This window comes from Ruminococcus sp. (genome assembly GCF_016287535.1).
In the GTDB taxonomy this organism is placed as follows: domain Bacteria; phylum Bacillota; class Clostridia; order Oscillospirales; family Ruminococcaceae; genus Ruminococcus.
In genome coordinates this window covers 1-11,617 of sequence record NZ_JAEFAJ010000009.1, presented here as the reverse complement: position 1 = coordinate 11,617, position 11,617 = coordinate 1, and the positions used below count along the sequence as shown (strand labels likewise).

General features: G+C 46.0%; 9 protein-coding genes and 1 pseudogene. 2 read left to right on the top strand and 8 right to left on the bottom strand.

Features of this window, described 5'->3' with window-relative positions:
* Positions 1-107: 107 nt before the first annotated feature.
* Together QZZ36_RS05455 and QZZ36_RS05450 are read right to left on the bottom strand one after the other, a co-directional pair.
* Positions 108-1,136, bottom strand: a complete 1,029-nt coding sequence (locus QZZ36_RS05455; RefSeq protein ID WP_295078039.1) for a 3-deoxy-7-phosphoheptulonate synthase — start codon at positions 1,134-1,136, stop codon at positions 108-110.
* Between the two features lie 281 nt (positions 1,137-1,417).
* Complete coding sequence (locus QZZ36_RS05450) at positions 1,418-3,787, bottom strand: glycoside hydrolase family 11 protein (protein WP_295078036.1); 2,370 nt, start codon at positions 3,785-3,787, stop codon at positions 1,418-1,420.
* A gap of 546 nt (positions 3,788-4,333) precedes the next feature.
* Between QZZ36_RS05450 and QZZ36_RS12940 the strand changes: the two genes are divergently transcribed.
* Positions 4,334-5,416 (top strand): NADAR domain-containing protein, encoded by a 1,083-nt coding sequence (locus tag QZZ36_RS12940; protein ID WP_365685733.1) that lies wholly within the window; start codon positions 4,334-4,336, stop codon positions 5,414-5,416.
* A 59-nt stretch (positions 5,417-5,475) separates the two neighbouring features.
* Here QZZ36_RS12940 and QZZ36_RS05435 read toward each other — a convergent pair whose 3' ends face one another.
* From QZZ36_RS05435 to QZZ36_RS05425, 3 genes are read right to left on the bottom strand one after another with little or no spacing between them, the layout of a single operon-like run.
* Positions 5,476-6,279 (bottom strand): ABC-2 family transporter protein, encoded by an 804-nt coding sequence (locus QZZ36_RS05435; protein WP_295078033.1) that lies wholly within the window; start codon positions 6,277-6,279, stop codon positions 5,476-5,478.
* A gap of 4 nt (positions 6,280-6,283) precedes the next feature.
* Positions 6,284-7,087, bottom strand: coding sequence for an ABC-2 family transporter protein (locus QZZ36_RS05430; RefSeq protein WP_295078030.1), 804 nt, complete (start codon positions 7,085-7,087; stop codon positions 6,284-6,286).
* Entirely contained in the window at positions 7,084-8,085 is a 1,002-nt protein-coding gene (locus QZZ36_RS05425; protein ID WP_295078027.1) for an ATP-binding cassette domain-containing protein, read from the bottom strand. Before QZZ36_RS05425 ends, QZZ36_RS05430 begins: the two co-directional genes overlap by 4 nt.
* Before the next feature lie 498 nt (positions 8,086-8,583).
* Here QZZ36_RS05425 and QZZ36_RS05420 point away from each other — a divergent pair, with 498 nt between their 5' ends.
* Complete coding sequence (locus QZZ36_RS05420; RefSeq protein WP_295078024.1) at positions 8,584-9,885, top strand: GGDEF domain-containing protein; 1,302 nt, start codon at positions 8,584-8,586, stop codon at positions 9,883-9,885.
* A gap of 42 nt (positions 9,886-9,927) precedes the next feature.
* Here QZZ36_RS05420 and rfbC read toward each other — a convergent pair whose 3' ends face one another.
* The 3 genes and pseudogenes from rfbC to QZZ36_RS05405 form a co-directional block, all read right to left on the bottom strand.
* On the bottom strand, positions 9,928-10,536 hold the full coding sequence (rfbC, locus tag QZZ36_RS05415) for a dTDP-4-dehydrorhamnose 3,5-epimerase (RefSeq protein WP_295078021.1): 609 nt from the start codon (positions 10,534-10,536) through the stop codon (positions 9,928-9,930).
* Entirely contained in the window at positions 10,536-11,423 is an 888-nt protein-coding gene (rfbD, locus tag QZZ36_RS05410) for a dTDP-4-dehydrorhamnose reductase (protein WP_295078018.1), read from the bottom strand. The genes rfbC and rfbD overlap by 1 nt, the downstream gene beginning before the upstream one ends.
* A gap of 3 nt (positions 11,424-11,426) precedes the next feature.
* Positions 11,427-11,617 (bottom strand): annotated as a pseudogene (locus tag QZZ36_RS05405) (dTDP-glucose 4,6-dehydratase); the annotation flags it as partial.

Genomic DNA, 11,617 nt, shown 5'->3' with positions numbered 1-11,617 from the left:
TAGCATATATATTCATTAATTATGGAAGCTGCTTTTCACAAATAATAAAAAGAGCGGTAAAAAACCGCTCTTTATTTTCATATCATGCGCTTATCCCACAGGAAAGATCATACTCTGTCAGCTATTTCGAGTATAAGCTTTTCTGTCTTTTCCCAGCCGAGACAGGGGTCGGTTATGGACTTTCCGTAGATGTGCTCGTCTATCTTCTGAGAGCCGTCCTCGATGTAGCTTTCGATCATAAAGCCCTTGACCAGTTTGCGGATATCCTCATTGTATCTGCGGCTGCTGAGGACCTCCTTGACGATCCTTGGCTGTTCAAAGGGGTGCTTGCCGGAATTGCAGTGGTTGGTATCTATGATCGCGGCAGGATTCTCGAAGCCCTTCTGCACATAAAGTCCATGAAGGAGTTCAAGGTGCTCGTAGTGGTAATTCGGCATACACTGACTGTGGTTATTCTCAAAGCCCCTGAGTATGGCATGAGCGAGAGGATTGCCGCTGGTGCTTACCTCCCAGCCGCGGTAAAGGAAGGTATGCCCTGACTGTGCAGCTTCGATCGAATTCATGAGCACAGGCATACTTCCGCTTACGGGATTTTTCATTCCTACAGGGATATTGAGTCCGCTTGCAGTGAGGCGGTGCTGCTGATTTTCAACAGATCGTGCGCCCACAGCAACATATCCGAGAAGGTCGTTGAGATAACGGTGATTCTCCGGGTAGAGCATCTCGTCAGCACAGGTAAAGCCTGTTTCAGCTATAGCGCGAAGGTGCAGTTTACGGATAGCGACAATACCCTTGTACATATCCGGCTTCTGGCTCGGATCAGGCTGATGGAGCATACCCTTGTAGCCCTTTCCGGTAGTTCTTGGCTTATTGGTGTATATTCTCGGTACTATGAGGATCTTTTCCTCTACCTTTTCCTGAACGCCGCGGAGACGCATAATGTAGTCCATTACGCTGTCCTCGTTATCGGCGGAACAGGGACCGATTATAAGCATGAGCCTGTCATCCTTGCTGCTGATAACATCTGCTATCTGGGCGTTTCTTGCATTGATAACCTTCTGAAGCTCCTCCGAAACAGGATACTGTCCCTTGACTTCTGCAGGTATCGGTAATTTGCATTTAAAATTCATATTCATAGCATGACCCTCTTTGTTTATCCTTATTTCTTCCTTAAATGTCTGACCATTAACGATTAATATATCCTTAGTATATCACATTAATTATCTGAAATCAACAATAACAGCCGCACCGCTGTTCAAATACGGCATATGATACAAAAAAGCTGCCATATAAAATGAAAAGACAGCCGATTATTACCGACTGCCTTTCAGGGGATATTAAAAATTGGAGAAATCTTAAATAAGTGTGCCGACCACCGATACAGCGATCGGCACGTTATTTATATTCTTGAATCCGATCAAGCTCTTGTATGAACCTGACCGCCTGCAAGTGTCTTGCCGTGAGCCTTTGCCATATCAGAGATGTTTACGTTCTGGTAACCATTCTGTGCGAGCCAGGGAAGAACCTCTTCCATAGCTGCTGCTGTTGTAGCATAGTTCTCGTGGCAAAGTACGATAGCACCCTCAAGTGAACCGTTCTGTGCTGCCTGCTTGATTGTATTTACGATCTGATCCTTGGAAGCATTGTTCCAGTCCTGAGTATCGATCGCACAGCTGATAAGCGGTACATCGTTAAGAGCTGACTGAACTGTTGCGTTGCTCTCAAGGTAAGGAAGTCTCATAAGGTGTGAAGGCTCTGTGCCGATGATGCCCTTGAGCTTGCTGTTACAGTTCTCCCACTCGCTTCTGATCTGGGATGCGCCCATTGAACCAAGGTGAGGATGTGACTGTGTATGGTTAGCTACTTCCATACCGTTCTGGTACTCATACTTGATCTGGTCGTTTGTCTTGATCCAGTCACCTACGATAAAGAATGTAGCTGTCATGTTGTTCTTGATAAGAGCGTCGATTATTCTGTAGCCGGGGTCTGACTTGCTCTGTGCGCTTGCACCGTCATCGAATGAGATAGCGCAGAGCTTCTTGCCTGACTGTACCTGAGCACCGCCGTTGCCGCCTGTCTGCTGACCAGCATCCTGCTGACCGCCGAACTGGCTCATATCGAAGCCGCCCTGCTGACCGCCGAACTGGCTCATATCGAAACCGCCCTGCTGACCGCCGAACTGGCTCATATCAAAACCACCCTGCTGACCGCCGAACTGGCTCATGTCGAAGCCGCCCTGCTGACCGCCGAACTGGCTCATGTCGAAGCCGCCCTGCTGACCGCCGAACTGGCTCATGTCGAAGCCGCCCTGACCGCCGAACTGGCTCATATCAAAACCGCCCTGCTGACCGCCGTTATTAACAGCTGTAGTTGTTGTGGTTGTTGTAGCCTTAGTTGTAGTAGTAGTTGTTGTTGCCTTTGTTGTAGCTGTTACATTTGATGCATAGCTCTCAGGAAGTGTCTTTATAAGACCTAAGAGATACAGCTGGATAGAATTTGCATCGTTTGCAGTAAGTCCGCTGCCAGCCTCATAAACGTCTGCATTTGCAGCGCCCTGATCTGAAAGCTTATACTTGTTGGGGTTAGCGAGTGCCTGAAGGATAGCTACAGCGTCGCCCATATCGATAGTGCCGTCGCCGTTAGCGTCGCCCCACTTGGAAACCTTAGCATTGAGCTCTTCCTTGGGATCTGCCTGCTTGATAGTTGTAACAGTCGTAGTAGTTGTTGTTACAGGCTTTGTAGTTGTAGTTGTTGTAGTAACTACGCTGCCGCCGCCTGTGCTGCCGCCCATGTCGAAACCGCCCTGGCCGCCAAACTGGCTCATGTCGAATCCGCCGCCGTTTCCGCCGCCGAACTGGCTCATATCAAAGCCGCCCTGACCGCCGAACTGACTCATGTCAAATCCGCCGCCATTGCCGCCGCCGAACTGGCTCATGTCAAATCCGCCGCCGTTTCCGCCGCCGAACTGACTCATATCAAAGCCGCCCTGGCCGCCGCCCATATCGAAGCCGCCGCCAACATTACCGCCGCCTGCCTCGGAAGTGCTTGATGCACCTGCACCGCTGCCGTCAGTAACAACAGTTACGCTCTTTACATTAGCAGATCCGTTGGATCTGTAACCTTCAATATTAAGTGATACTTCATAGAGAGTACCGGACATATCGAGACCAGCCTGTGACCATGCGTCAAAGTGCTTGGATACATCGATAGTGCCCTTCATATAGTTTGTCTGGTTGTTTGCTGAACCACTTGTCTGGCGCACGCTCCAGTATTGTGGGAATGTAGCGGTTCCGTCGAGAGAAGGCTGATTGTATCTCATTGACTTACGGATATCGTACTTGTTTCCGTTGAGAGTTACAGAGCCCTTGTTCTCACCGTCATTTCCGGGTGGTCTCCAGTCGCCCCAGCCTTCAACGATATAGTATTCCATAAGAGGATTTCTTGTCCATCCGTATACACACATATACGAATTTCCTCTTGGTGTGTACTCAACGTCATAAGTGAGCACGATATCGCCGAGAGCCTTGTAGTTCTTCTTCTGGCTGTCGAAATTCTTTCCCATACGAGCCAGGAAGTTTTCAATATTGCTCCATGAGCAGGTGAACGAACCTGCACTTGGGTTCATCTGAGCATTACCCTGACCGTTCTGGTTCCACATCTCGTAGTCGTAGCCGCCTATGTTGCCTCTGGTCTGCTGATCAGCAGCCGATGCTACGCTCGGGATTGAGGAGGCGATCATCAATGCGGATACAGTACCGCTGATGACCTTTTTGATTTTTGATTTCACTTCAATCACTCCTTTGTTTTTTTAAAGCAAATTAATGATTTCAGTAATCCCCGATGAGCCAATTGATCTTTTTTATCTGAACTCATTATATACTGACCAATTTCAAATAACAAGTCAAAATTTGCGCTTATTATGCAATTTATTCAAAAGTTGCTTATGTATCTTTAATTTTCAGGCAAAAAATTACAGTTAAAACTATGGCTTTTCTGTGGATAAATCGTGATAAATCAGTATGCTAACTGTGAAAGGACTTTTATATCAAAAATTTGATATATAAATTTTATATAACAGTTTGTTTATTTTTTCTCAAATATGCCATAAAGAATAATCACATTGCACAGCTCTGAACCTGCCCGTATTTTTGTGGATATTTCATGTCATGATGTGTTTGACTAACAATTTTTTTGAGCCAACTGCAATCAGGCTATTGATTTTCCTGAGCCTGAATGGTATAATAATTGTAAATCCGACGGACGCTCTGCCGCCCGTTGACTCCGGCCATACCGGAGGAATTATTATGATGTGTCAGAGACGGAGGGAAATACAGTGAAAAATATATCTATCGTTAAAGCCGATATAACAAGCCTTGATACCGACGCTATAGTAAATGCCGCAAACAACCACCTTTCAGCAGGCGGCGGCGTATGCGGAGCTATTTTCTCAGCTGCCGGCTATGCCGAGCTGAAAAGCGCCTGCGATAAGATCGGTTTCTGCAATACGGGTTCTGCTGTTATCACACCCGGTTTTGCGCTGAAAGCAAAATATGTCATCCACGCTGTAGGTCCTATCTGGCGCGGCGGCGATCAGGATGAGGAGAAGCTGCTTTACAGCACCTACTATGAGTCGCTGAAGGTGGCAAAGGAAAACGGCTGTGAGTCCATAGCATTTCCGCTGGTATCAGCGGGAATATACGGCTACCCTCAGAAGGCGGCATGGGAAACTGCTCTTACTGCCTGCTGTGATTTCCAGAAGAATGAAAATTCAGATATCAAAGTGGTATTTTCAGTTATTCTTGACGAACTTTACGATATGGGAAACGATATAATTAAACAGCTCAGCATATCCTCATGCGGCTGCAAGGCTGAAAACACCGGCGATAATGACAGTCCCGTTTATGAAAAACTGTATATAGGAGATCAGGTATATGACGCCTGCTTCTTCCACAATGCCGACGAACAGTTTGGCTTCCTCAGCAACTGGTACCTGTCTGATTTCACAGTTGACGGGATAAAGTTCACCTCAATGGAGCAGTATATAATGTATAACAAGTGTCTCTGCTTCGGGGACAGCATTTCCGCAAAGGACGTACTCTCCACCGACGATGTTGCCGAGCAGAAGAATATCGGCAGGAACGCTCAGAACTACATAGATAATGTATGGGCAGGAAAGCGACAGCTCATTGCGTTAAAGGGGCTGTATGAGAAATTCTCGCAGAACACCGAGCTAAAAAAGAAGCTCCTTGATACCGGCGACGCTTATCTTGTAGAGTGTGCCGTAAAGGATAAAATATGGGCCTGCGGCATAGACCTGCGGGACGACAGCAGAAAATACGCCGACAAGTGGTCCGGACAGAACATTCTCGGATTCGCGCTTATGGAAGTCCGGGATATGCTGAAAGCTCACGAATAAAAAACAAAGCTGTGGAACGGTTATTCTTCCACAGCTTTTTTACTATATTATATAGTATATCAGGAACCTGTTCCGTTGTATTTCAGAGCTCCGTGCATCCATATCCTGTAGCTCACCCAGAACAGGAAAGCCCCCGCAAACGGCGACAGCCACGAAAGCAGCGGCACGTCGTCAGGTCTCAGTATAACAAGGCTCGGATAGTAAGCAATAAACGCTATAGGCATAATGAATGTGAATATGAACCTGAATACCGAACTGAATATGGTTATGGGATACTTTGCGTAATCATGGAAGCGCATTACAAAATCAAGGACATAGAATGAATTCATGATCCAGAAACAGGTGGCAGCCGCCGCGTTCTGCATGGCTATCATTACCAGTGAAGCCGTCAGAAGAAATACAGTCATTTTCAGGAGTATCAGCGGAGTAAATCCGAGCCCTATCCTGTTCCATGAATAGATAAGCGTACCGATACCGAACGCCAGCTGTCCGAGCCCCTTGATATCGAACACCTCTGACTGATAATAGAAGAATATATTTATCGGTCTGAAGCAGTATTTTATAAAATCTCCTGAGTAAACAGCCATTCTCAGGCTCCAGTTATTGTCAAAGAGGCACTGTGTAGGAGTAATGGCGACCAGAGAGAATCCGTACAGGAACAGCATCTCATAATAGCTCCAGCCTTTTATTGAAGGGAAGCTGCGGAACAGTATCCAGAAGCTTACAAAGCCTGCGATATTCGTGAATATTATTCCGATCGTAGAGATGATGAAATCCGCACGGTAGCTCATTTTGCTTTTCAGGTCCTGAGCAAGTATCTTGAAGTATATCCTGAGATAGAATCTTAAACCCTTACTTTTCATATCATCAGCCTCCGTTCACAGTTATCTTCCGCAGGGATATCTTCCAGAACAGCTTGCCGGCTGCTGACATGACGATACACCATATAAGCTGAGTGCCGAGAGTTGCCGCAAGCTTTTCAGGCTCAGGGTGAGCGCTGAGAAGTATTGAAAGCGGCGCATTATATATTGACTGGAACGGCAGATAATAGGTTATTGTCCTGAATGGTTCCGGAAAAAACGCAAGAGGGATAGCAGCACCTGAAAGAAGCATTACGATCACCTGTTTCATGATGTTTATGCCCCATATCGACTCAGTGTACACGCATATCGTACCTACGATGAAGTCAATGCTGTAATTGAGCGATATCGCCATTATTACAGAAACAACAAAAAACACCAGATTTGCTCCAAGATGTACGGCACCGTGAGTAACTATGGTAACAGCTATAAAGGTAGGCAGAAATGTAAGGAAAAAATTCGTGACGAACGAACCTGAATAAGACCAGAACAGATAGCTCCTGCAAGGCATGGGCTTCAGTAGTTCAAGGACTATTTTTCCGGACTGTATCGATCTTCCCATTTCCCAGACGGTATACATCTCCATGAAATTGAAAAGCGCAGTCGCAAGCACAAGATAAATAAGGGTATCGTAAAAAGACATTCCGTTGACTGTACCGCCGCCCACAGAAGCATATATAGCTTTCCACAGATAGTACACAACAATAAGGTAAAGGATATTGCCCGCAGCAAGGACGAATGTACCCAGCCTGAACTGCAGCGACTCCATTATGCCTGCTTTGGTAAGGGTGAGATATTTTTTCAGCTTCATGCCACACCCTCCTCGTATATCTTTTTTATTACCTCCTCGGTGGAGATCTCCTCAAGCTGCATATCCTTTATCTTATGGGATTTCTGCAGCTGTCCGAGAACATCTATCACCTTTGACTTTTCCTCGTCCACAAGTACGGATATCCACTCTTCATCAGCCGTTACGGAAAAGTCCGGGAACTCCTTCTTTATGCTCTCAGCCTGAGCGGAGAGCTCACCGTCGGTGCGTATTTTCAGTGTGCGGTACGAGCCGAAAAAGCCTTTAAGGTGCTCGATATCGTTATCATAGAGCATTTTTCCCTTGTCGATAATTACTATCCTGTGGCACAGAGCGTCAACGTCGCCCATATCATGGGTAGTCAGTATGACGGTTGTGTTCTTTTCCCTGTTCAGCGCCTGAATAAGCTTACGTATCTTTGATTTCATCGAAACATCAAGACCTATGGTGGGTTCGTCCAGAAAAACTATCTTAGGGTCATGCAGGAAAGCCGCAAGGATATCGCTGAGGGTACGCTGTCCCAGTGACATCTGACGCACCGGCTTGTGAAGCAGTGGCTCTATATCCACCAGCGAACTGTAAAGCTCCATCATACCGCTGTAGTTTTCATCACTTATACAGTATATATCCTTCAGTATCTTGAAGGACTCAACAAGCGGCAGAGCCCACCATAGCTGTGAGCGCTGTCCGAAGACCACTCCTATCTCCTGTGCATTTTTAGCGCGGTTGGCATAGGGAACTATACCGTTTGTAAGTATCTCTCCAGAGGTCGGTTCGAGAACGCCCGTCATCATTTTTATAGTTGTTGACTTGCCTGCTCCGTTGGGTCCGAGGTATCCTACGATCTCGCCCTGATCTATAGTAAGACTTATGTTGTCTACTGCACGCACCGTTTTGTAATTCCTTGAAAAGAGGTCCTTGATACTGCCCTTCAGACCTTCGCGGCGGTTCAGCACCTTAAATTCCTTAGTTACGTTTTTTATTTCTATTATTGCTGACATCTTCTTTGTTCCTCTCTTTCATTCAATATCATCTGAACGTGATCGCTGCGGCACACTTCCCTGTCAGATGCTCCCAAATACATCTTTTCACCGGTATATCTTATCCCCCTGAAATGTCCTGCTGTTTTTCTATCATCATATTGTATCATTTTTTCTCCTGTTCGTCAATATAATCATAAAACTACCCGAACAATAGTAAAAAAATAATTTATAACAATGAAGCACATATAAAGCAGACAGGAGCTTTTTTGTATTTTATTGAAAAAAAACGGTAGTCAATTTCAACAATCCCCGCACTCTGATATTAGCAAAAACAACAAATAATCCTCGCGTTCTGTCGTGTTCACAATTTGTTCCCAATTAATTTAAAAAAATATGATATTATAATATAGGTATATAATGATCTTTTTGGGATCGTTATTCATAAAAAACAGACCGGTATAAGCTTTTCTGCCAGTGTCTGTATAATATTTTACATCTTTAGGAGGAGACTGCCATATGAGTAATTTTGATATTGAAAAGTATTCTTACGAAAATGCCGTTGACTTTATCAACAACAATGTTGACGCGGTACTTATCGTTGACGGCGAAGCAAATAAATACATAGCACTTCATAAAAGCGGTTTGTTTTCTGAATTTATCCCCGACAAGGGAATTTATAAAGACCTTATCGAAAAGCTCTGGTATCATTTCAACAACAGTGACGAGACCGTAGCTGAGGGCTATCATGTATTCATGCCAACATCAGGCAAATTTCAGGGAAAATACAGCAAAAGAATAAATATAAGCGTTGACGATATCACTCACATAGTCCAGATGACGATATATCCTATCGAAGACGGAGAGGTATACCTTTTCATTCTCGACGAGCTGGACAAGAGTATGTTCATCGACGAGGAGCTAACAACGAAAAAGGTAGCTGCGATACAGAATACATACCTTTTCTCGATGTATATAGACCTCGTGAAGGATACAACCAGCAGCATAAGCGTTACCGAAATATCCGACGAGGTAATGAACCAGCAGCTGAAATACTCCGAATGGAGAATGATGATCGTAAATATGATCGACGAGAAGGATAAGCCTCTCTTCCTTGAAAGGACTGATCCCGAATATCTCAAAAAGAACTTCGCTCCGGGACGCACATCATCTTTCGACTGTCTTATGATGAACCTTGAAGGAAAGTATATATGGGTAAAGCTCATATTCTGCCGTGCTGAAACAAGTAACGCCGACGACTTCCGATTTGTATTCATGGTACAGAACATACATGAAAACTCCATTGAGCTTCTCCAGACGCTGAAAAAATATGAGCAGCTCGCATCGAGAGACTCTCTTACAGGAATTTTCAACCACGGAAGAATGGAGACCGAGATAGGCAACGCCATCACCATGAAAAAGGCACATAACAATGACATCTCTCTTATGATACTTGATATCGACTTCTTCAAGCACGTAAACGATAAATTCGGACATGCCACAGGAGATGCAACTCTTGTACAGTTCACGAATATAGTATCAGGATACATAAACGGACGCGATGCGGTCCTCGGACGCTGGGGCGGTGAAGAGTTTGTAATCGTATGGTATGATACATCCAGCGAAGAAGCGCAGAAAATCGCAGAAGATATACGCAGCACCGTTGCAGCCGAAAAATTCGGCAATATCGGTCAGATAACCTGCAGTATAGGCGTTACCACACTGAACACCGCCGACACCTTCGACGATGCCTTCAACCGCATGGACCGTGCGCTTTACAACGCAAAATCCAGCGGCAGAAACTGCGTAAAATCAGTATAACAGCATAATAAAAAGGAACAGCAAATGCTGTTCCTTTTATTTTCAGAACCTGAAAGTATTACCAAGGGTATCCCACTTCTTGTCCTTATCGGAAAGATTGAGCTTGGTGCCGTCCTCAAGAGCATAGCCCTCACTGTCAGCACTGCCCGGATACTCTCCTGTGAGCTCGGGCCACTTTATGCCTATGGAAGGGTCGTTCCACGCAAGTCCGCCCTCGTCGTTGGGGTGATAGAAGTCATCGCACTTGTAGCAGAACTCTGCCACATCAGTGAGTACGAGGAATCCGTGTGCAAATCCCTTTGGTATCAGGAACTGCTTCTTGTTCTCCTCAGTGAGTTCAACTCCGTACCACTTTCCGTAGGTCCCGCTTCCGCTTCTGAGATCGACCGCTACGTCGAACACTCTTCCCTTTATAACACGCACCAGCTTTGTCTGAGGGTACTGCTTCTGGAAGTGCAGTCCTCTCAGCACTCCCTTTGTGGAACAGCTCTGGTTGTCCTGTACGAATACGATATCAATGCCGGCTTCTTCCATATCTCTCTGGCTGTAGGTCTCCATGAAATAGCCGCGGCTGTCACCATGTACAGCAGGAGTTATAACGCAAAGACCTTCTATGCCTCCCACGTTCTTCTCAACTGTTATCTGTCCCATTACCGTATCTCCTTTAAATATCTTGCAAGTGCGTCCTGCCATGACGGAAGGGGTCTGAAGCCGTTCTCGGCAAGCTTTGACTTGTCCAGCCTGCTGTTGAATGGCCTTGCTGCCTTTGAGAGTCCATATTCTGCTGTAGTAACAGGAGTTACCTTTGTTGACATTCCTGCCTGCCTGTATATCTCAACGGTAAAGTCATACCATGATATATAGCCGCCCTCGTTTGTGGCGTGGTAGTAGCCGTACTTTTCGGTCTCTGCCATATCCACAAGAAGTCTTGAAAGGTCGAGGGTATATGTGGGAGTTCCTATCTGGTCGCTGACAACTCTCACCTCGTCGTGGGTCTTTCCCACGTTTATCATGGTCTTGATGAAGTTCTTTCCGTTTACACCGAACACCCATGCGATACGGACGATGAAGTATTTGTCTATGGTATTCGCTACCGCAAGCTCTCCGTCAAGCTTTGTCTGTCCGTAGACGTTCTGCGGAGCGTAGTCCTTGCAGTCCGGCTTCCACGGCTCTGTTCCCTGACCGTTGAAAACGTAGTCAGTGGAAATATATATCATCTTGCAGCCCAGCTTTTTGCAGACATTGGCTATATTCTGCGTTCCGTCCACATTTATTGCTCTTACCTTGGGCTGGTTCTCCTCGTCCTCAGCCGCATCAACAGCTGTCCATGCAGCGCAGTGTATAACTATATCAGGCTTTGCCTCTGATATCGCCTTATCTACTGCTTTCGCGTCTGTTATATCAAGCTTTACGTAGGGATATTTTGTATCCACTGACTCAAGGATATCGCTTCCGACGCCCTCATAGCCGCGCTTTGCCAGCTCGTCCATTACGTCATGTCCGAGCTGTCCGCCCACGCCTGTTACAAATGCTTTCATTCCTCACACCTCTGCACGGTTTCCGTACATTTTCTCATAGTAGTTCTGATACTCGCCGCTGATGATTGTCTCCCACCACTCGCGGTTCTCAAGGTACCACTTGATAGTCTTCTTTATGCCGTCCTCGAACTTTGTCTCAGGCAGCCAGCCAAGCTCGTTGTGTATCTTTGTAGGGTCTATTGCGTAGCGCATAT

What these genes read in the sequence shown, in the direction of transcription:
- QZZ36_RS05455 (WP_295078039.1), bottom strand. Translation starts at nt 1,136, where the DNA reads ATGAATATGAATTTTAAATGCAAATTACCGATACCTGCAGAAGTCAAG.
- QZZ36_RS05435 (WP_295078033.1), bottom strand. Translation starts at nt 6,279, where the DNA reads ATGAAAAGTAAGGGTTTAAGATTCTATCTCAGGATATACTTCAAGATA.
- QZZ36_RS05430 (WP_295078030.1), bottom strand. Translation starts at nt 7,087, where the DNA reads ATGAAGCTGAAAAAATATCTCACCCTTACCAAAGCAGGCATAATGGAG.
- QZZ36_RS05425 (WP_295078027.1), bottom strand. Translation starts at nt 8,085, where the DNA reads ATGTCAGCAATAATAGAAATAAAAAACGTAACTAAGGAATTTAAGGTG.
- QZZ36_RS05420 (WP_295078024.1), top strand. Translation starts at nt 8,584, where the DNA reads ATGAGTAATTTTGATATTGAAAAGTATTCTTACGAAAATGCCGTTGAC.
- rfbC (WP_295078021.1), bottom strand. Translation starts at nt 10,536, where the DNA reads ATGGGACAGATAACAGTTGAGAAGAACGTGGGAGGCATAGAAGGTCTT.
- rfbD (WP_295078018.1), bottom strand. Translation starts at nt 11,423, where the DNA reads ATGAAAGCATTTGTAACAGGCGTGGGCGGACAGCTCGGACATGACGTA.